General features: G+C 46.1%; 22 protein-coding genes and 1 tRNA gene. 10 read left to right on the top strand and 13 right to left on the bottom strand.

The features are described from left to right. The first annotated feature begins 37 nt into the window (after positions 1–37). Positions 38–109, top strand: a tRNA-Glu gene (locus ACTHQF_RS15415). Positions 110–343: 234 nt separating this feature from the next. Beyond that, entirely contained in the window at positions 344–1,453 is a 1,110-nt protein-coding gene (locus ACTHQF_RS15420; protein ID WP_440431532.1) for an acyltransferase family protein, read from the top strand. Between the two features lie 97 nt (positions 1,454–1,550). On the opposite strand, the gene ACTHQF_RS15425 is transcribed toward ACTHQF_RS15420, so the two are convergent. The 4 genes from ACTHQF_RS15425 to ACTHQF_RS15440 form a co-directional block, all read right to left on the bottom strand. Further along, positions 1,551–2,579 carry a phosphotriesterase family protein gene (locus ACTHQF_RS15425; RefSeq protein ID WP_440431534.1) on the bottom strand — a complete coding sequence of 343 codons (1,029 nt, stop codon included), beginning with the start codon at positions 2,577–2,579 and terminating at the stop codon, positions 1,551–1,553. 81 nt (positions 2,580–2,660) lie between these two features. Then, positions 2,661–3,911, bottom strand: coding sequence for a GntP family permease (locus ACTHQF_RS15430; RefSeq protein ID WP_440431536.1), 1,251 nt, complete (start codon positions 3,909–3,911; stop codon positions 2,661–2,663). Next, positions 3,908–5,059 (bottom strand): glycerate kinase family protein, encoded by a 1,152-nt coding sequence (locus tag ACTHQF_RS15435; RefSeq protein ID WP_440431538.1) that lies wholly within the window; start codon positions 5,057–5,059, stop codon positions 3,908–3,910. Before ACTHQF_RS15435 ends, ACTHQF_RS15430 begins: the two co-directional genes overlap by 4 nt. A gap of 15 nt (positions 5,060–5,074) precedes the next feature. Next, positions 5,075–5,644 carry a DUF4256 domain-containing protein gene (locus ACTHQF_RS15440; protein ID WP_440431540.1) on the bottom strand — a complete coding sequence of 190 codons (570 nt, stop codon included), beginning with the start codon at positions 5,642–5,644 and terminating at the stop codon, positions 5,075–5,077. A gap of 182 nt (positions 5,645–5,826) precedes the next feature. On the opposite strand from ACTHQF_RS15440, the gene ACTHQF_RS15445 reads away from it, so the two are divergent. Continuing rightward, positions 5,827–6,582 carry an MBL fold metallo-hydrolase gene (locus tag ACTHQF_RS15445; RefSeq protein WP_440431542.1) on the top strand — a complete coding sequence of 252 codons (756 nt, stop codon included), beginning with the start codon at positions 5,827–5,829 and terminating at the stop codon, positions 6,580–6,582. Here the strand turns inward: ACTHQF_RS15445 and ACTHQF_RS15450 are convergent. Then, positions 6,579–7,181: a 2'-5' RNA ligase family protein gene (locus ACTHQF_RS15450; protein ID WP_440431544.1), complete on the bottom strand. Its 603-nt coding sequence runs from the start codon at positions 7,179–7,181 to the stop codon at positions 6,579–6,581. The genes ACTHQF_RS15445 and ACTHQF_RS15450 overlap by 4 nt on opposite strands. Positions 7,182–7,281: 100 nt before the next feature. On the opposite strand from ACTHQF_RS15450, the gene ACTHQF_RS15455 reads away from it, so the two are divergent. Together ACTHQF_RS15455 and ACTHQF_RS15460 are read left to right on the top strand one after the other, a co-directional pair. After that, positions 7,282–7,905 carry a hypothetical protein gene (locus ACTHQF_RS15455; RefSeq protein ID WP_440431546.1) on the top strand — a complete coding sequence of 208 codons (624 nt, stop codon included), beginning with the start codon at positions 7,282–7,284 and terminating at the stop codon, positions 7,903–7,905. 6 nt (positions 7,906–7,911) lie between these two features. Beyond that, entirely contained in the window at positions 7,912–8,442 is a 531-nt protein-coding gene (locus ACTHQF_RS15460; RefSeq protein ID WP_440431547.1) for a dihydrofolate reductase family protein, read from the top strand. 79 nt (positions 8,443–8,521) lie between these two features. Here the strand turns inward: ACTHQF_RS15460 and ACTHQF_RS15465 are convergent, their stop codons facing one another. The 8 genes from ACTHQF_RS15465 to ACTHQF_RS15500 form a co-directional block, all read right to left on the bottom strand. Next, a complete protein-coding gene (locus tag ACTHQF_RS15465) occupies positions 8,522–9,871 on the bottom strand; it encodes a Gfo/Idh/MocA family protein (protein WP_440431549.1) in 1,350 nt (449 codons plus the stop codon). A gap of 77 nt (positions 9,872–9,948) precedes the next feature. Next, positions 9,949–10,605 (bottom strand): carbohydrate-binding family 9-like protein, encoded by a 657-nt coding sequence (locus tag ACTHQF_RS15470; RefSeq protein ID WP_440431551.1) that lies wholly within the window; start codon positions 10,603–10,605, stop codon positions 9,949–9,951. Beyond that, positions 10,598–11,725: a phosphotransferase enzyme family protein gene (locus ACTHQF_RS15475; RefSeq protein WP_440431553.1), complete on the bottom strand. Its 1,128-nt coding sequence runs from the start codon at positions 11,723–11,725 to the stop codon at positions 10,598–10,600. Before ACTHQF_RS15475 ends, ACTHQF_RS15470 begins: the two co-directional genes overlap by 8 nt. A 29-nt stretch (positions 11,726–11,754) precedes the next feature. Then, positions 11,755–12,879 carry an acyltransferase family protein gene (locus tag ACTHQF_RS15480; protein ID WP_440431555.1) on the bottom strand — a complete coding sequence of 375 codons (1,125 nt, stop codon included), beginning with the start codon at positions 12,877–12,879 and terminating at the stop codon, positions 11,755–11,757. Positions 12,880–12,901: 22 nt separating this feature from the next. Next, on the bottom strand, positions 12,902–13,768 hold the full coding sequence (locus ACTHQF_RS15485) for a PKD domain-containing protein (protein ID WP_440431557.1): 867 nt from the start codon (positions 13,766–13,768) through the stop codon (positions 12,902–12,904). Between the two features lie 29 nt (positions 13,769–13,797). Then, positions 13,798–15,315, bottom strand: coding sequence for a RagB/SusD family nutrient uptake outer membrane protein (locus ACTHQF_RS15490; RefSeq protein WP_440431559.1), 1,518 nt, complete (start codon positions 15,313–15,315; stop codon positions 13,798–13,800). Between the two features lie 27 nt (positions 15,316–15,342). Next, positions 15,343–18,351, bottom strand: a complete 3,009-nt coding sequence (locus ACTHQF_RS15495; protein WP_440431561.1) for a SusC/RagA family TonB-linked outer membrane protein — start codon at positions 18,349–18,351, stop codon at positions 15,343–15,345. Positions 18,352–18,547: 196 nt separating this feature from the next. Continuing rightward, entirely contained in the window at positions 18,548–19,588 is a 1,041-nt protein-coding gene (locus ACTHQF_RS15500) for a LacI family DNA-binding transcriptional regulator (RefSeq protein WP_440431563.1), read from the bottom strand. Positions 19,589–19,723: 135 nt separating this feature from the next. Between ACTHQF_RS15500 and ACTHQF_RS15505 the strand changes: the two genes are divergently transcribed. The 5 genes from ACTHQF_RS15505 (at position 19,724) to ACTHQF_RS15525 (ending at position 25,702) form a co-directional block, all read left to right on the top strand. Continuing rightward, positions 19,724–20,650 carry an alpha/beta hydrolase gene (locus ACTHQF_RS15505; protein ID WP_440431565.1) on the top strand — a complete coding sequence of 309 codons (927 nt, stop codon included), beginning with the start codon at positions 19,724–19,726 and terminating at the stop codon, positions 20,648–20,650. A 30-nt stretch (positions 20,651–20,680) separates the two neighbouring features. Next, on the top strand, positions 20,681–21,121 hold the full coding sequence (locus ACTHQF_RS15510; protein ID WP_440431567.1) for an RrF2 family transcriptional regulator: 441 nt from the start codon (positions 20,681–20,683) through the stop codon (positions 21,119–21,121). A gap of 216 nt (positions 21,122–21,337) precedes the next feature. Further along, positions 21,338–23,428, top strand: coding sequence for a nitrite reductase (locus ACTHQF_RS15515; protein ID WP_440431569.1), 2,091 nt, complete (start codon positions 21,338–21,340; stop codon positions 23,426–23,428). After that, positions 23,425–24,216: a uroporphyrinogen-III C-methyltransferase gene (gene cobA / locus ACTHQF_RS15520; RefSeq protein WP_440431571.1), complete on the top strand. Its 792-nt coding sequence runs from the start codon at positions 23,425–23,427 to the stop codon at positions 24,214–24,216. Before ACTHQF_RS15515 ends, cobA begins: the two co-directional genes overlap by 4 nt. Then, a complete protein-coding gene (locus tag ACTHQF_RS15525) occupies positions 24,194–25,702 on the top strand; it encodes a TSUP family transporter (protein ID WP_440431573.1) in 1,509 nt (502 codons plus the stop codon). Before cobA ends, ACTHQF_RS15525 begins: the two co-directional genes overlap by 23 nt. Positions 25,703–25,712: the final 10 nt, after the last annotated feature.

The following is a 25,712-nucleotide window of genomic DNA, read 5'->3' on the forward strand; positions in this document are numbered from 1 at the left end:
AAAGGAAGCATAGCAGCAATGTTAGTCGCTTCATTTTGGCCCGCTCGTCTACCGGTTAGGACGCCAGATTTTCATTCTGGAAATAGGGGTTCGATTCCCCTGCGGGCTACAACAGATAAGAAGGCTGTAAACGAAAAGTTTGCAGCCTTTTTGTTTTTCCGTCCAATTGCTAAACGCATGGATTAGCCCTAAGCGTTGAGCATTCAGAAAATGAATAGAAATGTTAGCTTTACTACATGGAAAATGAAAAAAGTAAATCCCTATATGCATTTTAGGGAAGAGAATTTATTGGAATGGAGGGATAGTAGTGTGGCGTACATGATTTGTTTAGAAGAAGCACAGTATGGAAGCTTTAGGTAGACATAACTTCCGTTTCTATGAACTCGATATCTTACGTTTTTTGGCTGCCCTGGCAGTACTTCTTTATCACTACACCTTTGCCGGAACCAGGACGTATGGAACACCTGAGTTTAGCATGGACAAAGTACTACGGTATGGGTATTTGGGTGTAGATGCATTCTTCATGATTAGCGGCTATGTTGTACTGCTTTCTTCAATGCATAAATCGCCCAGGTACTTTCTAGTTTCCAGGATCGTGAGATTATACCCAGCTTTTTGGGTCTGCTGTTTACTCACCTTTTTTATTTTATATTTTGGAAAAATATCGCTGCCGGGTATTCCAGGTGTAAATTTCAAACTGCTCGCCTATAATTTGACGATGCTACAGGGTTTTTTTGGCAAACCTGACTTAAATGGAGTCTTTTGGACGCTGACCTATGAAATAGGATTTTATTTCATAATTCTTTTGATAGCTGCATTTAAGCTATGGAAAAACCTTTTGCTCATTATATTATTATGGCTTAGCTACACTTTTATTGCGGGTCCAAATACTGCAAACAATGCATTCTATTTTCTATTGATTCCTAAGTTTAGTTGTTCATTCATTGCTGGTATGCTGTTCTATTTACTACGAATCAAATATGCACCAGCATTGAAAATCTATCTCTTGCTTGTCTTTTGCTTTATTTTAAATATCAAGCACGATATGGTGTTTGTACAAAACATGAATGATTTTTATCATGATCCAACCGCTTACCGCAACGCCATCATGATTTTAATTGTCAGCGGATTTTACCTATTCTTCCTGCTATCGGCAAATGGAAAGCTTTCTTCCCCTAAACTTAAATTTACAGCACACCTGGGTGTACTCACTTATCCACTTTACTTATTACATGGATTTGGAGTGGGCGCTATGATGGTATGGGGTAATCGGCTGAACAAGTATGTGTTGTTAATCGGAATTTCAGCAATAATGATTTTTTTGTCTTATATGGTTTACAGGTATATAGAAAAAAAGTTTCAACCCGTACTCAAATCATTTTTGATTAAACTTATTGAGATGAACCATAAATCTGCAAACCCTGCTGTTGTTGCTGAAGTCATCAAAAGTTAGACATTCGACACGCTACGGAAGCCGCTTGCAACATAGTACGATTGGTGTGATAGATGAAGGCCTCCGCCTTTAACTCCCCTGAATGTATTACGGAATATCAGGTTCGTCTCACTTTGATACTGAATGCGGCTTGCGGATTTGCCTGAAACAGCAGGTCAAGTTCTTGGGGCGTAAAGCCATTTTCCTTTAGCAAAGGTATAAAGTCGTTTAGAATGCAAGTATATGGGTTGAAGTTACCGCCTCCAGGTTCACCTACGTTATACCAGCCAGAATCCTGGGATACCAATACCCGCTGAAGCAAACCCTGTGCTTTCATCGTTTTTAAATATCCTAAATTATCTGAGAGTGTTTGCGGATTTACACCATCAAAAGATACCCAACAGCCGAGTTTTGCAGCTTTGATATGGAAAGCCTGGTCTGGCTCTGATTGCGCGTGAAACCAAATCCTTGCCGCTGGCGAAACACCCTGTTTTTTCAGAATATCCAGTTGTTCAAATGCAGCAGCTCCGTCTCCGGTATGAATTCCAATTATCAGTCCTGTCTCCAGGTGGGTAATCGCCGCGGCCTCGATCAATTTCCTTTGTACAGGCGTCAACGGCCCCTTATCAGTACTTGTTTTAATAAGTCCGGGCCGAATGTTTGTCCCCTCAATACCGTTTTTCCACTCGTTTACCCATCTGTTCGCCAACTGTTGGGCGGATTCGGTAAAGGCGTGCATAGGCACAAGTTTTTCCTTTACGGCGCCATAATATCCTGTTGTCGTTATCAAATTCATACCTATAGAATCCGCCAGTCGCTTCAAGACGGTAACGTCTCGACCGACATATGCAGGCGTACAATCAACGAAGGTTTGAACACCCTGTTCCTTTATCTCTTTTAGAAATGGAGATGCTACTTTAATTACGTCGTCAACATTGTATCGGCTTTTGCTAGCGTCTGATGCGCCGATAAAGTCTACCATCACGTGCTCGTGTGCTAGTGTAAAACCCATCTTTTCGGAGGGTATCAGGCCATTGACGGTCATGATCTTACCGCTAGCTTTTAATGACAAAAAGCCCGGAAGTAATATTGTTCCGGCACTTATTAGAACCCCACTAAATATGAATTTTCTTCTTGATGTTTTCATGTGCTTTTATTTAGTTGCTGGTAAAATTAGCTGAGGCTTCGATCTCTTTTTACAAGCGTATGCGATAATTTTTGTTTATTGCTACTTTCCGAAAAGCAGATAGGTGATCACTGACATAACCGTTAGAAATATCCCGATTGCAGTTTCATAAGGAATCAGTTTTAGTCTGTTGTTTATGGCCACATTCGTTACGCCACCTGTGGCATGGAAAAAAGAGCCATGTGGTAAATGATCCAGTACAGTGGCTCCTGCATTAATCATCGCGGCTCCCCAAATGCCGTTTATTCCTGCGTTTATGATGATGTCTGCGAAAGAAGAGGAGGCAATTGTGGCACCTGCTGTTGTGGAAGCCGTAGCTGCACCCATCAGAATGCCCGAAAGCGGTGCAATGCTCAGTGCTCCAAAATTAGAACTCGTCAAGGCGTCTAAGAACACATCTTTTAAGGAGGAAGCTTTTATGATCCCTGCAATGGTACCCGTTCCGATGAGCAGTATGGCTATGCCCGACATGCGCTCCAATCCGTAACGCATCCCTTCGTTCAGCACATCCAATCTTCTTACAGCAAAGACACCTGCAATTCCACCGAGCGGTAAAGCAATCAGTGGGTCGATCGCAAAGCCAAAAACCGGACGCATTGCAAGCAATAGAATGGTGACTGCAGGAGCCGTAATGCTTGCGATAAAGGATGGGAGCTGATCTTGTTCTTTGTCTAAATCTGCTTCCTGTACAAGCGCGCCTGTGCGGGGCATTAACCTCGCGATGACATAAATCGTAAATAGGAGGCCGGCAACTGCCGGCAGGATGTTGACGTACATCACGGAAATCAATTCCGCTTTAAAGTTTTCAGCAGCGATAATGGTGTTGGGATTTGGAGAAATAATGTTCCCACATTTACCGCCGCCAATCATCACCAGCAGCAATATTGCTTTGGGGATGGATAGCTTTTTTCCAATGTTTAAAGCGATAGGTGCAACGGTAATTACGGCTACATCGATAAATACGCCGATGGCGGTGAGCAGGAAAGTTGCCAAAGCAATGGCTAAGTAGACATGTTTATGACCTAAATTCTGGATGATGGCATTTGAGATCGAGGTGGCCGCACCGGTTTTGATTAATACCCCAGAGAGCACTCCAGCCGTTAGAATCCGCAGGATGGCGGGCGATACGTCTCTAACCCCATCGATCATTTGGCCTACGGTTTCCGGCAGGCTAAATCCACCCATTAATCCACCTACAACTGCCCCCAGGATTAAGCTGTAAGCGGGTGAGACTTTTCGGATGATTAAAACAATGGATAATATCAATCCAAGCAAAGCGCCTATTGCAGTCATGCCCCGGTTGTTTTGAAGTTTTTAAGTAGTCGGAATAGTTGATCGAGTGTCCGCGTGATGTTCGCAATGGTGAATTCTTTTTCCATTGCCCGCTGCATGGAAACCGGATAGGGTGTGATCGGGAGTACAGCAAGAAATCCCAGATCGTTTAGCAGCTGGACGTCCTCCGTACATCCACCAATGGCAATTACCGGAATGTTTCGTTGTTGGGCGGCTTTCAATATCGTAACCGGTGCTTTTCCCATACTGGTTTGTTGGTCCAGTTTACCTTCTCCAGTGATCACCAGATCGGCATCTTCGATGGTGTTTTGAAAGTTAAGGGCATCCAGGATCATCTGCGCACCGGGTTTTAACTCTGCATTTGCGAAAGCCAGGAATCCACCTCCAAGGCCGCCAGCAGCACCCGAACCTGCAATCTGGTTTACATCTATGCCTTTGGTCAGTTTAACGACTTCCACAAAGTTCTTCATTCCTTCTTCAAGCGTGTGAATGGCCTGGTCATCTGCGCCTTTCTGGCGGGCGTAAACATGCGCAGCACCCCTGGGACCAGTACAAGGGTTGTCCACATCGCAGGCTATGGTAAAAGTTGCAGCCAAAAACTCCGGGATTGCTTTGGAGTGGTCAATGGCCTGAATAGCTCCTAAGATCTGTCCACCAAGTGGCAGCGCCTGCCCTTCCTTGTCCAGGAACTTAAAACCTAATGCCTGCAGCATTCCGGTCCCACCGTCATTTGTGGCGCTTCCTCCAATGCCAATTAGAAAGTTCTGGCAGCCACGGGCAAGTGCATCTTTTATGAGTTCTCCCAATCCATAGGTAGAGCTGCGTAGGGGATTTCGATCGCTTTGCGGAACCAAGGTCAGTCCACAGGCACTTGCCATTTCGATTACTGCGGTCTTTTCATCAGCAAGCAGACCGTATACAGCATTCACCGGTTCCCCCAAGGGACCTTTAACCATGCAGCTGATTTTTGTTCCAGCCAATGCGGTAATGAGAGCATCAACTGTACCTTCACCACCATCGGCCATTGGTATTTTCAGGATCCTGCAGTCCGGAAAGTTTTTCAGAATAGCGAGTTCAGCAGCGCCGGCTACTTCCAGGGAACTTACAGAACCTTTAAAGGAATCTGCGGCAACTACAATTTTCTTCATGGGTCACCGGATAAGTTAAATTTTCAAAGCCGCACGGAATCCCCGGGCAGCATAGTAAGACTCCGCACCATTATGGTAAATAAAGACTGTGTCATACCGGTAGTCCCCAAATAGGGCGCCACCCAGTGCTCTGATCTTATCCGGGGTTTGGATCCAGCTGGAGGTCTTCGTATCGACCTTTTCCAAGGATTGAAGGAATCGATATTGATCCTCATTTAACATCGCAACTCCAAGTTCCGCCCCCATGCCGAGAGCGCTATTTTTGGGCTTATTTTCTTTCCTCGACGCCAATGCCGCTTCATCATAACATATACTTCTGCGAAGTTTTGGACTTTCCGCCGAGCAGTCGAAGAAAATGTACTCGCCTGTTTTTTCATCATAAGCAACGACGTCTGGTTCCCCGCCGGTTAGTTCCATCTGCTCTAGCGACCAGAGTTTTTCCGGATTGTTCTCTAATCTGGCTTGTACATGATCCCAAGTCAAGTTAGGGTGACGATGCATGTTGCTGGTAAATCGCTTTTCCAGAATGTGAAATAAAGCGTCAATTTGATCTGATGATAGTTGTTTAGTATGGTTGTTAGTCATAGGTGAATAAAGGTTTAAAGCTTTTTTGGATAGTTTTTAGTAAAACGGATGGTTTTATTCCTAAAAATAGCTAAAACATTGATACGCAATGAAACAAGTTGTTCTGATGTTCCAAAACCACCTTAGACAAAACAAATTGTTCCTGGGCAGGATTAATGATAACATCATAACCCTATAATTAGATGGAACACAACATTAAAGAAGAGACCCTCACATTGACTGTTATTGGTTCAGGCGATGCTTTTGGGAGTGGTGGTAGATTAAACACCTGTTTTCATGTTCAAACTTCAGGTACTCAACTGTTGATTGACTGTGGTGCGACCACTTTAAGTGGTTTAAAGCAACGAGGGATTCGAGTTGAAGACATTGAGGTCATTGCAATCACGCACTTCCATGGTGATCATTATGGTGGATTACCATTTTTCCTTTTGGATTACGCAAGGCAGAACCCTGCAAATCCACTTACCATCATTAGTCCACCAGGTTGTAAAGAACGAGTACAAAGTCTTTTGGATTTATTGTACCCAGGCAGTCTTCAGCTAGACAACCTTGCCGTTGACTTCATAGAATATCAACCCAATGAAGTGGTTAAGACCAACAACCTGGTTGTGCAAACCTTTCCTGTAGTTCATGTTGCAGCTGCGATACCTAATGCGCTTAGGATAAAAATTGGAAACAAGATCATCAGTTATTCAGGAGATACGGAATGGACGCCAGATCTGGTAGAACTTGCCAGATCGGCTGACTTGTTTATCTGCCAGTGCAACTTTTATAAGAAAATGTCTAAAGGGCATTTAGACTATCAAACACTTCTACAACACTTGCCAACGCTTTCCTGCAAACGGATTTGGCTTACACATTTTGATGCGGAAATGTTGGATAACCTGGATAAAATTGATCTGGAATATGCGGAAGATGGAAAGCAAATATTGATTTAAAAAAGCATGGTCTGCGCACTATTCATGGGCTTTCCCTGAAAAATGAGTTCGGCGATCCTGTCGAACTTGCCATACATAAATCCTGGTGTTCTTCGCAGCAGCAGCATACGGTCTGCCTTGAAAGATGCTTGATAGTTCTTGTTCTTCCATGCTGGCCACACCTTCTCGAAATCATACCTTGAGATGCTTTTCGCTATGGTAAGATGTGCTTTCGTAGAAGGACTATAGGTTGGATTTTTTCCGCTCCTTAGCCAATTGCTTAATACATTTTTAAGGTTGCGGAGTAACCTGGAGAGATCTGGATCTTCTTCAACCCTAGCATATATGGTATAATTTTGCCCTGCAAAGAAATTGAAGTTAGATAGTCTGATGTTGATGCTTGGTGTTTGGGTAGTGATCTGCTCAAAGTTCTTAATAAGAATTCTTTCACTTTCTGCATTGCCACGGTAGGAGAATAGAGTTAGATGAGGTTTGGTGCCTGCTTCTAGTTTCCAGCCATAATCTCTCTTACAACTTTGTTTCATTTCCTGGATGTCTGCACGAACTTTTTCTTCCGGGCTGATGATTGCAAGATATTCGTAAATTGTACCGTCCAACATCTGATAGGATTTGCTGTTTACTACTTAGATATGAGTAATTTAGCAAATTTGTAGCGTAAGTTATGCTGCCGCCGTTTATACAATATCTAAGCCCAACTGTATGATAAAATACATTTACTTGCTGATAGCCGTGACCTTGCTTTCGGCCTGTTCAAAAGAAGAACTGATTGGTCCTTCAAAACTTAAAAACGGAGAAGAAGTAGAAATATTGGTCAGCGACCGCTATGGGACAACTGATGATCCAGTCCGGTTACTTTCTTCTAATCAACCAGCAGAAATGTCGCTATTGGGCTTTATGGAGCGTGAACCAGGGTACAGTTACCGGGTAAAAGCGAGGGTCGTTAAGCCAGCTGAGCCTCCTCAGGATGGTTCTGCTTATTGGCTGGAGTTTATCAATGTCTTGGAAAAGGAAAAGAGCAACAGCAATGCGCCGTTTACACTTGCAATGATTCAATCTTTTGTGCCTGGCGGGCCGATCATCCGGCTTAGAAAAGAAACTGATAAGTACTATTTCGATGATAAGTTGATGCTAACCTTTGCGAACGAGGAGGTGAGGCAGCAGCTGGAGGAAGTCTGGACCTTCAACAAATCTATATATGAAAGCTGGCAGGAGACTAAGACGGTACCGCCGATGAAATGGAAAGCGATAAATGCGACGGTAACTCATGATCCACAGCTTTTTGGGAAAGCCTATCTGATTTCAAGAATCGAGTTTACAGAATAGAATGTTATGAGAAAAGTCATATTGGGACTAGCCATTTCCCTGGACGGTTACATAGAAGGGTTGAATGGCGAATTTGATTGGTGTTTTACCGATCAGGAATATGGACTGGCGGATTTTTATAACCGCATTGATGCATTGTTTATCGGACGTAAGAGTTACGAAATCAAACAACAATTTGAAGAGGGTAGCGGAGAAAGCACTCCTGGGATGCCTGCAATGACGGAATATGTATTTTCGAGAACGCTGAGCGCCGTTAAGACGGGTGCAGTTTTAATCAACGATGATGGTATTGCTAAAGCAAGGGAGATCAAGGCGAAACCAGGAAAAGATATATGGCTATATGGGGGAGCTGTGCTCACGGAGCAAATGCTGGAGGCAGGACTTATTGATGAGTTATGGTTATCCGTTCATCCGATACTCCTGGGCAGTGGGAAACAGTTGTTTAAAAAACAGGAACAGCGGGTTAATTTGAAGCTTTTAGAGTCTAAAATTTACGATACGGGACTGGTTTCACTACGATACCGTATTTTAAACTGAGAATTTCTGTTATAAGGAAGCGGCCAGTAAAGAAAAGCTTACTGGCCGCTGGTATAAACATTGAATAGTTGCAAAGCGCTTACAATCCGCTATCATCAAGTGCAAAGGTGTTTTTTCTTTCCTTCCATTTACCTTTTGTAAAATCAGGGAATTCCTGTGGGGCGTTACCTTCTTTCAACGACTTCTCTGATAGTGGTGTAATTACACTCATTGTTAAGGAGTCATAAATATCAATAGGGGTTTGCTTACCTTGTTTAACTGCCTGTATAAAGGCGTTCAATACATACCAGTCCATACCACCGTGACCAGCACCTTCCGCCTGCGCCGCATATTTCTTCCATAGCGGGTGATCATATTTTTCAAACCAGGTTTGGGCTTTGTCCCACTGATCATGTTTCGCAGATTTACCTTCAATATAAATGGAATTATTTACATCCATCCAGATCCCCTCTGTACCCTGAACCCGGAAACCTAAGGAATAGGGTCTAGGCAAGTGGGTATCATGCGTTAAGGTAACCGTTTCCCCATTTGCGCAGTTCAGCATGGTTTTGGTCACATCCCCATTTTTAAACTTGATTTTCGCGTTTTTATGTCCTGGAGAAACTTTCTCAATGTAAGAGTTTAAGCCTCTGGATTTTGAAGAAAAGGAAACCAGGTTGGTGAACCGGTTGCCCCGGTTAATGTCGATGTAGTTCATTACCGGACCGGCACCATGGGTAGGGTAGATGTCGCCATCGCGGTCGATGTTCCATTGCGTGCGCCATTGCGCTTCACCAACGGTGTTGGGACCGAACTCCGCGCCTTTACCGCTAAAATTCTTGCCATCATTGAACAATACCCCTCTAAGATCATGCTCATAGCCGCCTTCCAGATGGATCAACTCACCGAAAATGTTCTGACGCACCATGTTCAACACAGCCATTACATCTCTGCGGTAACACACATTTTCAAGCGTCATGTACGGAATTTTGGTTTCTTCATAAACCTTCAGGATATCCCAGTGATCCTGTTCTGTGATGCCCGCAATGACTTCACAGCCCACATATTTCCCAGCACGCATGGTATCAATGGCCTGATCTTTATGGAATTCCCAAGGTGTAGAAATGATCACCGCATCGATATCCTTGCGGGCAATAAGCTTTTTGTAGGCATCCAGTCCGCCGGTGTATTCTACCGGGAGCTTTTTCTTGGCTTTCACGAATTGCTCACGACAGTATTTCAGGGAGCTTTCCTGTATGTCGCAAATGGCAACAATTTCCACGTCATTACGCAGAAGACCTTCAGCGATGTGGTTACGTCCGCGCAAGCCAACGCCGATATATCCAAGTCTTACTTTATCAGTATCTTTTGCGAATAACATGCCCGAGGGCAGGATAGTAAAGCCAGTTACGCCAAGGGCAGTGTTTTTAACGAATTCTCTGCGATCCATAATTATGTTCTTATTTGTTCTTTATTTGGTTTGTTTAGCCGCTCGAATTGATTCGGCATTTGTCGTTTATTGCTTTATTAAGTGGTTGCTTCGCTCTTAAAGATAGCGTCTTTAAAAAAAGCTGGTAAATGAAACTCAGGTTTGTCAGCTATAATGTTACTCCAGCATAGAAAGTGTGGCGCTGGGAGTGCATCGCCGCATTTGTAAAAGTTAAGCCGTACTGGTGTTTGCTCAAGCTGGAGACCAGGATGGAACTTGAAAAGCTCTTTCGGGAGATATAAGGTCAATTCCCAACTTAGCCCGGCTGATGAGTCATTTTTAATGCTCAGCAGATAGCGTATTGCCTCGAGGCGTTTGGCGCAAATGAAGGTCCTTTCGTTTTTGCCGGGGCCAAATTGCACTCTTGCCGTTCCTGCACAGTTGAATTCCAGGTTATAGTATTCCGCTTCGTTATTGAAAGAAATGAAAAACTCCACACAGCTATCTTCATATACCGGATCATTGAACTCCTGGTAGGTGGCTCTAATCTGCTGTTCGGTAACATAGTACTTCAGCAGAATGGCTTCCGCATTATGTGCGATGCTAAAAGCTGCCGCTGGAAGTAAGGTGCCGTCTTCCCATGGGGCATAGCTGATACGGTTGGAACTTAGCGAATCCAGCCTTTTCGATAAGATTTCTATTGTGGTATGGGCATCCACCTGGGGCAGAAATGGTATAAGAAATGGGTTAGCCATGCTCTTGGGAGGTCTTTAAGTTGCCTATTTCCTTCTGTATGATCTGCTGAATCTCTGCTGCTTTTTCATGGAGATTCCTGAACAACTGGAACTGTGCACGTGTACGTTGGAGGTTATGGTTCGGGAACTTAATTTTATAATACGTGTCGCCGTTCAGGTGATCAGTTAGAAATCTAACACCTTGCATATAGGGGAACAACAAGACGCCTTTTACCAACGACTCGATTTCCTTGTCCGTAAGAAAGTTTGCTGCATGCTCCAGATAGCCGCGGGTATATGCCCGAAATAAAGGGATGTTCAGTTGAATCTTTCCGAGATCCGCTTCATCTTCCGCCGCTGTGTTGATGATCGTTCTGATGGCATCACCAAAATCATAGGCCACATAACCCTGCATTACCGTTTCCAGGTCAATGACACATTGTGCCTCATCATTTTGATCCAGCAGCACATTGTTAAACTTGGTGTCATTATGCGTAACCCGCTTTGGCAGTGTAGCAAGCGTTTCCGGTTGTTGAAAGTACAGCATGGCGTTTGCATGTGCTTCAACCAGTTCTAATTCTTCAGAAATGGTTTCCAGGCGACCTGCCAGATTGCTGGCTATGGCTTCTTTAAGTTGCGCCAATCGAAACTCAATATTGTGAAAGTTGGGGAGTACCTCAAACAGTTCGTTCGAAGGAAAGTCTGCGAGCATGGATTGGAACCTGCCGAAAGCTTTTCCTCCTTCATAGGCCTGCTTTTCTGTCGATACCATGTCGTACGACCGCGTATCTTTTAAAAAGTAAAACATACGCCAATAGTTGCCACCGCTGTCGAGATAATAGTGCTGATTGTTGCGGGTCGGAATTAAGGTCATTACCGCTTTCAAGGGATCACCATTTTCGCTGGAAACCTTATTTTTTAAGTGTTCCGTAACGCGCAGCATGTTTCCGGTAAGTGCTTCCACATTCGTGAATATGGAATTGTTAATGCGTTGTAACAGGTAATCTGGCCCACCAGCTGTTTTATTTTTTACCAGAAAGGAGTCGTTGATATGACCCGATCCGTAAGGTTGGACATTGCCAGCCTCGGCGGAACATTGAAAATTGCTAATAACTTCTGGGATGTAGTTGGATATTTGCACTATAATAAAATTAAGATTAGGAATGTGAGTTAAAGCTTAAAGAATATGCTACGTTTATAGAGCCAGTAACATAGGCCCCATTCTAAGAGTAGCGTTAGCAGTGCCGATACGACTGCAGCGGTCACTTCCGGAACCCCGAAGAGAAGTTGCAGCATCTGGCCGCTAAAAATGTCTACGGCGCCATTTACCCACTGCATACCTACAGTCTCAAAAAAGAGATAGATAAAAATAGCATTCATCCCCATGACGGTTGCGATCCAGGCGTAACGATTATTTTTTTTAATGTCCACAATCCAGTAAACGGCGGTCAGCAAGAGTAATACCCATCCTCCGGAGGCCAGTGCAAAGGAACCCGTACTGATGCGCTTAATGATGGGCGTGATGTTCAGCAGATCCAGACCATGGCCCAGGATCAAAGCGAGGATACCAGCGACTACCAGGGCTTTCAGCTTATAGGCGCTACTGCGATCAGAGATTAGCAGCCTACCGGCAAGCACACCCCAAATGGTATGTGCAGCTGTAGGGATGATGTTTATGGCAACCCAACCATCGCTGTTGATCTTACCCATGAGTATGGTATCCATGTAGGACCCGAAGTTCTGGCCTTCAACAAAAGGTTGCGAAAAGCCTGGCATCAAGACCGTGCGGTATAAAAATTCCGTGAGCAGGAGCAGTCCGATGGAAAATCCGATCTGGAAGGTATAGGAGCGGTTGATGATCAGATAGGCGATGAGCGTGGTAAAGGCCAGCTGCGTAAGTACGTTCCAGAGTTCCCAAACAGGCTTACCTGCGTATATGCAATGGAGACCAACGCCGCAGATAAACAGTCTCAGGCAACGTACAAGAATATGCTTGAAGTTTGCAGACCAGCTGCTACCTTTCGCAAGCTTGCGGCTGTAGGAGATGTACATCGCCGAACCTGCCATAAACATAAATGCGGGTTGCACCAGGTCCCAAAAATGCAGGCCATGCCATGGATGATGAAAAAACTGGTTTACCAACCCTCCGGCTACTCCGGAGGGACCGAGATGTTTGATCGACTCGTAAACCCTGCAACTTTCAGCGCAAAGCAGGATCATGATGATGCCTCGTAGCACATCAAGTGAAATCAGCCGGTAATTACGGTGTGGATCAGCGGTAATGGAATTTGTCATAGAAGGTCTTGCGTAAAATGCGTTATTCACTCATGTCCAGAAAGAAACTCGGCGCACCTTCATCCGGTGCATTACCCAATACCACAGACCAGTCATTCTTAATTGCCTGGACACCGATTCGCATACCTTCGCCGGTAAGCCCTTTCAACTTGCCTCTGGCAATGCGCATTTCAAACTTCACCATACCGCCTTCTTCTTTCACGGTGCCTACGTTGAAAGCTTCGGCAATAGATTGTTGGTCAAATGCAAAAGCATTCTGGTTGGTGCCGGCATGATAGAAGATATCCAGCCCTGCGGTTAGCAGTTGTCCTTCAAGCAGTATATCATACGCGCCTCCAGGGAATGTTCCGGTCAGCAAACCTGTACCAGCATTATTGTCTGAATCGATATAGAAATCGAAGATGTTTGCGTCCGCTCTACTGCCGGTCATCTCTGCGTACATATAGATGTAGTTACCGTCATAATCAAATTTGACGGCGTTGAATATTCCCTTGGAGCTGCCCAGGGTGACCACGTCTTTCGTTACGGTTGCCCAGTCATCCAGGCTGTTGTCATTGATCTTCACCGGTGAAGACTTGGCAATACGGATCACGGTAGAGGATTCTGCAGCTTGTCCGTTTACCATGGCAGTTAATGTAGGGACATATTTGCCTTTGCCAGGATAAGTGTGGCTGGGGTTGGCATCCGTGGAGGATTGTCCGTCCCCAAAGTCCCAGCTGTAACCCGTAACGCCTTCGGTGATCACTTTGAAAGTTGCGGTGCTACCTTCGATAAGCACTTCATAAGCCAGGTCAGTTTGTGGCTGGTAGTCATCTTCTTTACAGCTGTTTAGTAATGTCCCCGCAAGTGTTACACAAAGCAGGCACAGGTATGATCTTAAATTCTTCATCTCAAATGATATGGATAAACCTCGTTAAACTATTGGTTTTGAATGGCCTTTGGATTACTTAGGATCTCGTCTACCGGCAGGTAATAGATAATCCTTGGATTGGTATAGGGAACACTCAGGTTCTGATAACCGGACGGTGTTTTCGAAAGATCAATATCAGTTTCTTTCAAACCCAGGATGTGGTAGCCCCAGTACGCTTTGTTCAGGCTTCGCTTGTTGCGGAACACATCGTAGGTGCGGTGACCTTCAAAAGCCATCTCAATACGTTTTTCTGCCAGTACCAGGTCTAAAGCATTGCTTCCTTGGGGTAAGGTCTTGTTGTACAGAAATGCTTCCAGTCCGCGGTTTTTGCGGATCATATCCAGGTCGTCCAAGGCGGCTGCAGTAGCACCAGTCTTTGCCTCAGCTTCTGCACGGATCAGGTACATCTCAGCGAGTCTGAACATGATCGGTGAGCTTAAGTTCGGTTGTCCGTTCTGGAAGGAGAACTTGGTGATGTAGTACATCTCAATGCCGTTTTTCTTTAACACGGCACCGGATCCATCCGTGGCAGGAACAATGTAGGACCATCTTACATCTTCAGGGCGTGAGGCCATTGCAGCGCGCAGGGAGGATGAAGCAAACTCTTCACCCCAGCCGGAGTTACCATCAGAGTAGATCATGGACGCAATAGAACCAAATTTGCCGTAGTCATCTGCTGCGGTGAAAGCAATGCAGAAAATGGTCTCCGGGCTGGTGGTGGCATTGGCAAAGAGTGATGGGTAGGTTGCTTTGGTCATCAGGCTATACTTCCCTGAATTGATCACCTTGTTTGCATATTCAATGGCCTTTGCGTTGTCTTCTTTGTAAAGGTTTACGCGTGCAAGTAAGCTCCAGGCGGCTTCAGCCGATGCATATTGAACGCCTCTTGGTTGTGTCATCAGGCCTGCCGCTTGTTCAGCATCTGCGAGTACCGAGGCGTAAACTTCGGCCACCGTGGAACGTGCTTTCTGACCTTCATCGGTCAGGTTGGTACGTAAGATTATGCCTGGGGATTCCGGCGCCACACTGTAAGGCTGGCCAAATAATCTTACCAGATTGAAGTGGCAGAAGGCGCGCAAAAAGTAACACTCCCCCAGAAGCTGCTTAGTCCTTTCATCCGGGTCAGGTAATTTCTCTATTGCGTCGATTACGGTATTCACGCCGGTAATGATCTTGTAAGATACATACCAGAAATACCTGGTGTTGGCTTGGGAAGGGGAGTGCCCGAGGGTGAAGCTGTTGAACAAAGGGTCTTCTGTGATTTGTCCGCAGGTGATGTCGTCACTCGCAAAGTCAGACAAGTGATAGAACTGACGGAGGTACATGTTGTTATTGTCAACCGACCCGTTAAACTCGATATGGTCTTTGAACAATGCATATGCACCATTTAGTGCGTTTGTTAATCCGTCATTAGTGGTTACCAATGTTCCGGTGCTGATCGCGTCGCTTGGATTAACCTCTAGTTTTTTACAACTGCTCGTTGCGGCCATAAAAAGCATAAACAGGGCGAATAATTTCTTTTTCATCTCTTGAAGTTTTAAATACCTGTTTGGTTAAAAGTTGAAGTTGATATTGAATAAATATTGTCTGTTGTTCGGGTACTTGAAGTCGGATACCCCTGGTGTACCAAAGCTACCTGCCTGTATGGTGGTTTGGGGATCCTGACCCAGAAAGTTTGAAAAGGTTGCCACGTTATCTGCACTGAACCCAACGGTAATGCCTTCCATATTGATACGGCTGGACCATGCTTTTGGTAACCTGTACGAAAGTGCGATGTTCCGGATGCTGAAATAACTACCGTTCTTCAGGTACCGGGTGGAGGTTTCCGTGGAGTTTGCAGAGTTCTGTGGACTAGGCTCTGTTGCTTGGGTATCACCAGGGCCGGTCCAGATCTTCGAATCGTCGGGCATCTGGATCTGGTTGTAATATGGCTCATGACCATCATTCATCATAAAACGCAGGTTATTGCTGAACACCTTGTTGCCGTAGTTGAAATAGGTGCTTACACGCAGGTTGAAGTTCTTGTAGCGGAAGTTGTTGTTGAAACCACCCTGAAACTTCGGCAATGCGGAACCACTTTCCTGGATCGTTGCCTGTGCATAGTCAGAGGTGCTTTCACGTCCCGTTTCATTGCCATCTGCATCGTAGTTCACCTTTTCCCAAAGTGGGCCGCCGGTCTGTGGGTCAACACCAAGCCACTTGGGCATGTAAAACTCATATAGGTTTCCGCCATTGCGGTAGATCTGCGAGATGCTCCAGGAGCCGGTTTTAATGATGTTTGCAGGTAAGCCTTCCAGTTTGTTGCTGTTGAAGTTGATACTGAAATCCGTGTTCCACTCAAAGTTCTTGTTCTGAATATTGGCGGAGTTGATACCAAGCTCTATACCTTTGTTGACCACGTTGCCTGCATTTTCCCATTTGGTTTCAAAGCCGACAGAAAGGGGTTGGGATACCTGCAATAACAGATCCTTGGTGTCATTGCGGTATACATCCAGGGTCAGGTTCACGCGTTTAAACAAGCCGATGTCTAGACCAGCGTTGATCTGGTGTTTGCTTTCCCAGGTAAGATTAGGGCTGGCTAATTGGTAAGGCACGGCACCCACGATTGAATTGTACTGTGTGGTTAAGGAGTAGAGACCCAGGTACCTGGAAGCGCCGATGTCCTGTGTTCCGGTGATACCATAACTCGCTCTTAATTTCAGGTAGTTCAGAATGTTGCTACCAGCAAGGAAATCTTCATTGCTGATTAACCATGCTCCGGAGATTGCCGGGAAGCTGCCATATTGTTTGGTTGGTGCGAAGGCTGAAGAGCCGTCATAGCGGAATGATGCGGTAAGGAAGTACTTTTCTTTATAGTTATAGTCAACCTGTGACAGCAGGGATTGCAGATAACCCTGATTATTATAGCCATTCACCAGCTGATTGTTCGAAACCACGTTCAATACTCTTAGTCCTTCAGGAAGGCCTCTGCCGGAAGCACCGGAATATTCTGTCTGACTACCTTCGAAAGCACCACCGGCAAATCCGTTTAAGCTATGGTCCCCCATTTTGAAGGCGAAGCGGAACAGCTGGTTAGATACGATGCCATAGTTCAGCGTGTTCAGCTCATCTAAATAGCCAGAACCGCGGTAGGTGCCCGCGGCAAGCGGCGAGACAAAGTTGGTGCCTTTGTTGAAAGCTGCTGCAACCCGGTTGCTACTGGAAAATGTTAACCAGTCGGTAATACGGTAGTTTACACCCAGATCATAGTTTACATCGAAGCCTTTATAAGCATGATCGGAGTTTTCAATAGTGTGTAGTGGGTTTACTTTATCCCTTGACCACCATTTGAAGGTAGAGTTCCCATCTACGTAGACCGGGTTTCCAGCTTCATCGTAGGGGTTATCCCAAGGCATGTTCAGGAAAGAATAGTAGACATCCATGTAGTCGTAGCTCTTACCCATGTTTGCACTCAGGTTGATGTTGTTCGTGACATCCAGCTTTTTCGAGAAGTGATACGTAGAGTTGCCACGTAAGTTGATACGTTGATATTTGGTGTTTAAGAAGGTACCCTTTTCATTGTAATACGATGCACCAACATAGTAATCGTTCTTTTCTGTTCTGCCACTGGCGGAAAGGTAGAAGTTATATATCGGGGCGGATGTAAAGGACTCATCCGGCCAGTTATAATCCTGGTCGCGCAGTGTTATTGGCCGCTCGGCGTAGAATTTACCGAGATCTATCTTGTAAGAGTTGTCAGGCGCACCAAGGATATAGTCCCTGTAAAACTCCTTTTGATGATCATAAAGTTCATTGCTGCCCATTACCTGGAGCTTTCCGAAATCTGCGGTACGGAATCCGGTAGAAACCTTGGCTTCAAACCTGGTTTCACCCTGCTTCGCGCTTTTGGTAGTTACGACGATGACACCGGCATTTGCCTGTGATCCATAAAGCGCAGTAGATGCAGCGTCTTTAAGTACGGTAATGCTTTCCACATCGTTGGGATCGTAGTTACCCCCGATGATACCGTCGACAACGAAGAGCGGGCTCTGGTTCGCATTTACGGAGGATACCCCGCGTAAGCGGATATCAGGTGCTGCACCCGGTGCACCGGAGCTGTTCACCACCTGCAAACCGGCAACTTTACCCTGTAACATCGAACCTACGTTGTTGGTGGTGACGTCCTTCAACTGTTCCGAGGAAACTACTGAAACCGCACTGGTAAGTGCACTCTGCTTTTTACTGCTATAACCCACAACCACGACATCGCTGAGCTGCTGAACATCTTCATCCAGCCTGATTTCTATGCTGCGCTGTCCGGCGCTTACTTCAACTTCTTTCCTCAGAAATCCGACGAAAGTTAAGATCAGTGTAGATGGTCCGGCAGGGGCTGCAATGCTGAACTCACCGGCACCATTGGTGCTGACCGTGTTCGTGCCACCTTTCAGCGACACGCTAACGCCAGGGAGCGGCTGTCCGTCCCTTGCAGCGAGCACTCGGCCGGTAAGGCGTTGCTCCTGTGAAAAGCTGGCAAAATGCATTGTCAGTAAGCAACAACAAAGGAGTAAAATTTTCTTAATCATGGTGCGTAATTTAATTGGTGGTTTGGAAATGAGGTGCTATTGTAAATATGAAGTAAAAAAATTGTTAAGGAAAGTTCATCGATTTTAAGCATGACTAAAATCATTGCACGCAAACGGTTGCGTAGCTTACGCAAACGATTGTGCAATTTCAACGCAAACGGTTGCGCTAAATCAGGATTCGTCAATGCTTTTCGGTTTATTGACCTGCAGTACGGGTGTATTCGATCATCTCTGAATCGATAATGTGCTGCAACAGTGGGGCTTCAGTACCTGCAGGATTTCCGGCATGTTTAATCAGCTGGAAAAGAAAGTCTGTGGCCATGGACGACTGCTGATAGGCGAACTGCTCAATGGAAGCCAAAGGCACGCTGTCCATATACTCCCAGATTGGAAGGTTTGCAAAGCTGATAAAACTCATGTCTTTGTTAATGACCAGGCCGCGGGATTTCACGGTAGCAATACAATCCAGCAGTACATAGTCATTGAAAACAATTACTGCAGTAGGTGGCTCAGCAATGTCCAGCAGCTGGCTCATCGCCCTGCAATTGTCGGCTTTGGATAGGCTGGTAGAAACGATGATTTCATGATCCAGCTGCAGGTCATGGGCTTTGAGGCACTTGTAATAGATCTCAAGCCGCTGTAAGGTGGCCGCGAGTTTTGCCGGGCCATTGATCAGCCCGATGCGGGTATGCCCTAGGCTCACCAGCTTTGTAATGGCTTGCAGCATTCCGGAAACGAGATTGCAGGCGACATAATTGATGTCCTTTTTACTTGGAATGCGGTCGAAGAAGACCACAGGAATGTTGTACTTTTTGAGGCTCTCGAAGTGCTCATAGGAAGAAGTTTCCTTAGTAAGCGACACCAGAATGCCATCTACCCGGTGATCCTTCATGTTTTCTACAATCCTTTTCTCCCGTTCAAAGCTCTCCAGCGACTGGCCGATGATCACGTTATAATTATTAGCTTCTACAGCATCTTCAATTCCGGTTAGGGCAGAGGAGAAGAAGGGCTCAGAAAGGTTGGGGATGATAACGCCTATAGAATAGGTTTTTCGTTCTTTGAAGTGAATTGCGGAGCGGTTTACTTCATAACCCAGCTCTTTGGCCACATTTTGCACGCGCATCGTCGTCACCAGTCCAATACTTGGATGATCACGGAGTGCGCGGGACACCGTTGATACAGAAACATTAAGTCGTTTGGCAATTTCCTTAATGGTGGGTAATCTATATTCAGACATTGTGGTTTTTACTGCATTTCCTCCCTAAATGTATGATTTTTATCCATTATGTGTTAATTTACTTGCCTAAAGATCATCGCAGAAGATCGCTGATTTGATCCGGAATCTAAGTATAAGTTCTAATTGCATATGTCCATGAAAGAAAATAGCCGGCGAATGTTCCTGAAAACCTCATCCCTTAGTCTTGGTGTCTTAAGCACCTGCAGTTTTAGCGCCTTAGCTGTTCCAGCTGCCGAAGATGAACCGAACTTGCAGCTGGAAGAAATAACGATCAACTTGTGGGCTGAGGGCTCTAAAAACAACGGAACCGATCCAGGCAAACGTCCCAATCTAGTGATCTACAAGCCTAAAGGAAGTGCCGCAGGTAAGCGGGCCGCAATGGTCGTTTGTCCTGGTGGCGGCTATGGCATGCTGGCATCAGATCATGAGGGTATCCAGTTTGCCAGGCTATTTGCTTCCAAAGGGATGGTCGCTGCGGTGCTGACCTACCGGGTTGCACCCAATAAGTTCCCGGCGCCTTATGCAGACGCGGTGCGTGCCATGCGCATTGTTCGATCCAGAGCGGCTGAGTTCGGTATTGATCCTTCACGCATCGGCCTGATGGGTTTCAGCGCCGGCGGGCACCTGGCCTCAACCGTGGCAACCCAACCTGAGCTATACAAGGACCCCGAAGATGATCTTGCTGCAACAGTATCTGCCCGGCCGGATCGCGTGGTACTGGGCTATCCGGTAATTACCTTTGGCGAGTTCACGCATGCAGGTTCCGTAAAGAACCTGCTAGGAGACCATCCTACACAGGAACAAAGGCAACAGTTTTCGGGGGAGCTACATGTTGGTCCACAAACTCCGCCTGCCTTCATCTTCCATACCGCCGATGATGGCGCCGTGCCGGTGCAGAATGCCTTTCTTTTTGCAGAGGCCTGCGTAAAGCACAAAGTTCCGGTCGCTTTACATGTATATCCACGGGGTAAACACGGCGTAGGTGCCGCGCTGGATAACCCTGAGCTGAGTGGCTGGACCGAGGTGCTGCTGCGCTGGTTGGCCGACTGGCAGCGTGTTTAGGTTTACAAATAAATTGTTTTACTTTGCTGAATGCTATCCAAAAAAACGCAATATGCCATTAAAGCGCTCGTGATCCTGGGTAAAAACTATGGAAAAGAGCCCATGCAAATATTACGTATCGCTCAGGAAGATAAAATTCCGAAGAAGTTTCTCGAGCAGATCCTGCTCGAACTGCGAAATGCCGGACTGCTGGTAAGTAAGAAAGGTGCTGGGGGTGGTTATAGCTTGAATAAAGATCCGAACGAGATTTTCCTAACCCAGATACTGCGGATTACTGGTGGCCCAATCGCCCTGCTGCCTTGCGTAAGCTTGAACTTTTATCAGCGTTGCGAGGAATGTATCGACGAGAAAACCTGCGGCATCCGAGACGTCTTCACCGACGTTCGAAATGCTTCATTGAAGATCTTATCCGAGACCAGCATTGCTGATGTCATTGCCCGCGAAAACAACCTGCTTAAAGGGCTGTTATAAACGTAATATCATTTTTAAACATTATTTCCAAAGAAGATCCCGGTGACATTTCACCGGGATTTTTGTTGCTATCAACTGGTATTCAGTCAGCTGTGTTGATTTAAATAGCGTGTTTTTTCATTTATTTAAAGAAAGACTACTAAATCTATATGCATTATATTATATTTGAAATAACCAACGCTATTTTATCAATCAACCAACCATTACTAAATACCAATGCAGAGTTTCAGAACCGAATTGGAAAATCCAATTGTAGAGCAGGATATCATTGACCTGGAGCTAAAGATCCGGGCATTTCGGGAAGGGAAGATCCATGACGAAAAATTCAGGAGTTTACGGCTTGCGCGCGGCGTTTACGGCCAGCGACAGCCGGGTGTGCAAATGGTGCGCATAAAGCTTCCTTTTGGGAAGGTCAGCTTCAGGCAGTTATTAAAGATTGCGGATATTTCCGATAAGTACGCCAGCAGTAATTTGCACCTGACCACTCGTCAGGATATACAGATACACTATGTGAGCCTGGACAGAACGCCTGAACTCTGGGCGGAGTTGGAGCAGGATGATATTACGTTGAGGGAAGCCTGCGGAAATACCGTTCGGAATGTTACCGCCTCACCGACGGCCGGCATTGATCCCAATGAGCCATTCGATGTTTCGCCATACGCCCATGCCACTTTCGCGTATTTTCTTCGTAACCCGATTTGCCAGGATATGGGTAGGAAGTTTAAGATTGCTTTCTCTGCAACGGACGATGATACCGCATTTACCTATATCCATGACCTTGGATTTATTCCCAAGCTTAAAGGCGAGGAAAGAGGATTTAAAGTCATGCTTGGTGGCGGCCTTGGAGCCATTCCATCCATAGCACATCCCGTAAACGAGTTTTTACCTGAAGACCAGCTGATACCTTTCATTGAATCTACCTTAAGGGTATTTGATCGCCATGGTGAACGTAACAACCGGAACAAGGCACGGATGAAGTTCCTGGTACAGAAGATCGGCCTGGAGGAGCTGCTCCGCCTAATCGCTGAAGAGCGTACGGCGAATAAAGTGAAAAGCCTGGAGGTTAACCGGCATGCACTGCGCCAGCCGCTGCTTCCTGAAGAGGTAAGCTTCCCGGAAGTAGAGATCATCAATAAACACCATTACGATACCTGGTTGCAGACAAACGTTTTTCCGCAAAAGCAAGAAGGCTTTTTTGGCGTGTACATCAAGGTATTGACCGGCGATATCCCTACCGTAAAAGCAAGACAACTGGTCGAGGCCATTCGCCCGTATGTAGCGGATGAAATCAAAATCACCATCAACCAGGGCCTGCTTTTACAATATGTACGGGAAGCGGCACTACCGGCTTTGTTTGTAGCACTGGATCAGCTTGGCTATGCCATTCCAGGCTTCAACAGTGTCGCCGATGTAACCACCTGCCCTGGAACAGATACCTGCAACCTTGGTATCTCCAACAGTACGGAGATGGCAAGGGAACTGGAAAACCTGATCTATGACGAGTATGAAGATCTGATCCTCAATCAGGATATCAAGATCAAGATCAGTGGCTGTATGAACAGCTGCGGACAACATGGGCTGGCACATATTGGCTTCCATGGCAGCTCCCTGAAAGCCGGTGCAAAGGTTATCCCAGCAGCACAGGTGCTCGTGGGTGGTGGAACTTTCGGAGATGGCGCAGGTCGTGCAGCGGACAAGGTTATCAAGGTGCCCTCCAAGCGCGTGAAGGATGTGCTAAGAAGGATACTAAACGACTACAGCTTAAATCAGCTGCCAGGAGAAACCTTTAATGCTTACTACGATCGCTTCGGCAAAGATCATTACTATCAGCTGTTGAAGCCGCTGGCAGATTTAACCAATCTGACCGATGATGAATTTGTAGACTGGGGCCATCAGGAGACTTTCCAAACGGCCATCGGGGTAGGAGAATGTGCCGGAGTGGTGATCGACTTAGTAGCAACCTTACTTTATGAAGCTGATGAAAAGCATGGTTGGGCTAAACGGGCATTCGAAGGGAAAGCCTATGCTGATGCCATCTATCATGCTTACAGCGTGTTTATCAGCGGTGCCAAAGCGCTGCTGCTTGACAAAGGGGTGAAAAGCAGTACACAAACCGGCATCATCAAAGAATTCGACATCCACTACGTAACTGAACATGAAATTGAGCTGGACGGCGCATTCAATGATATCGTCCTTCAAATAAATAAAAATGAACCATCTGCGGAATTTGCTGAAGCCTATCTGAATCAGGCAACGGCATTCCTGGAAAAAGTTAAAGTTAAAAGAGAGGCATTGGTAAAACTATGATACAGACCAAAACACAAACAACCGTAAAAGAGCCCAAAATAACCCTTGTTGGTGCTGGTCCCGGCGATCCGGATTTGATCACCCTTAAAGCCATCAAAGCCTTAAAATCGGCCGATGTGGTGCTTTATGATGCCTTGGTAAATCAGGCGCTCTTAGATCATGCACCAGAACATGCCACAAAGGTGTACGTAGGAAAACGCTCCGGAGATCATTCTTACTCCCAGGGCGCTGTAAACAAACTTATGGTGGATTATGCATTGAACTATGGCCACGTGGTGCGCCTGAAAGGTGGTGATTCCTTCGTGTTTGGAAGAGGTTACGAAGAGGTCGAATTCGCGGATTCGTACAGCATCAAAGCAGAAGTTATTCCTGGAATTTCCAGTTCCATCTCCGTACCTGCGCTGCAGGGCATCCCGGTTACCCACCGCGGCCTAAGTGAAAGCTTCTGGGTAGTCACCGGTACAACAGCTGATGGCAGTATCTCTAAGGATCTCTACGATGCGGCAAAAAGTAAAGCAACGGTTGTCGTATTGATGGGCATCAAGAGGCTTGCAGAAATCGCCGCTGTTTTTGCGGACGAGGGTAAACACCGACTTCCGGTTGCGGTGATCCAGAATGGCTCCATGGAAAACGAAAAAATGGTTGTCGGCACAGTTTCCACCATCGTGGAGGCTGCAGCTGATAAGAAGATAGACTCACCGGCACTAATCGTGTTCGGAGATGTAGTAGGCCTGCATGCTGACTTCCAACCGATAAGAGCTTTCTATGAACTTGCTGAACGAGAATAAACCAGAGGTACTAACAACGGCCGGTGATAATCAGCTTTTTCCGGTTTTTCTCAAGCTGAACACGCTTCGGGTACTGCTTGTTGGTGCAGGTAATGTTGGCCTGGAGAAGCTTTCTTCATTGATCAGCAACAGCCCGGCATGCAAGATCAGCATTGTAGCAGAGGAGGTGTCGGCAGGGGTAAGGGCAGTTGCATTGGATTACGATAATATCGGTATTCAGGAGCGACCTTTTTCGGTCTCCGACCTGGACGATGCAGACCTGGTTATCGTAGCCACCAACAATCATCCTTTGAACGAGATCATCCGTCAGGAAGCGAGGACACGAAAACTGCTCGTGAACTTCGCAGATAAACCTGCCTTATGCGACTTCTACCTTGGTTCCATCGTAAAAAAGGGTGATCTGAAGGTCGCCATTTCAACCAATGGGAAGTCGCCTACCATGGCAAAACGCATCAAAGAAGACCTGGAGAAAGCCTTGCCAGATAATGTGGATACTGCCATACAACAGCTGCATCAGGTACGGAACAAGCTGAACGGTACTTTCGCGGAGAAGGTAAGAAAGCTGAATGAGATCACAGAGGTGATGATTACGGGCAACCAACCGGCCAAGCGATTTAATACCAATTACAAGCTGCTGGCCTGGTGTACCATTTTCATCAGTGCAACCATCATAGGGGTGCTGCTCTGGCACTATGAGCCGGGCTTTCAGCAAACGGTACAAGGCATACATCCATATTTCTATTATTTCCTTGTTGCTGGATTTATCTTTTCGATGATCGATGGTGCGATCGGGATGTCGTATGGCGTTACTTCAACCACCTTTTCGCTGTCCATGGGTATACCACCAGCCTCGGCCAGTACGGCTGTGCACCTCTCGGAGATCATGAGTAATGCCATTGCTGGATGGATGCATTTCAAACTCGGTAACGTAAATAAAAAGCTTTTCAAGCTGTTGGTGATCTCCGGTAGTATAGGTGCGGTGACAGGCGCCTATCTTTTGAGCAGTTTTGAACATTACAATATGTATATCAAGCCGGTTGTGTCTACCTATACCCTGGTGCTCGGGCTGGTGATCCTGTCCAAAGCCTTCCAAGTGAAAAGACGTAAGCTGGGCGACAAGATCAAGAAAATCATCCCCCTGGGTTTGGGTGGCGGATTTATGGATGCTGTAGGTGGCGGCGGCTGGGGCTCCATCGTGCTGTCTTCACTGATCGCTGGCGGTCGAAACTCCAGAACCTCCCTGGGAACGGTAAAACTTTCCAGGTTTTTCATTGCCTTTCTGAGTTCGATCACTTTCATCACCATGGTAAATGGCTTGCACTGGGAGGCGATCGGAGGGTTAATCATTGGTAGTGCCATTGCATCACCGATTGCTGTCCGCGTGTCCAATAAGATTTCTGCCAAAACGATCATGGTTTGTGTGGGCATTATCGTCACGCTGGTAAGCCTGAGAAGCCTTTACGTTTTCCTGGACAAGCTGACGTAAAGCAATTTTA

It is taken from the genome of Pedobacter sp. SAFR-022 (assembly GCF_051965375.1).
Lineage (GTDB): Bacteria > Bacteroidota > Bacteroidia > Sphingobacteriales > Sphingobacteriaceae > Pedobacter.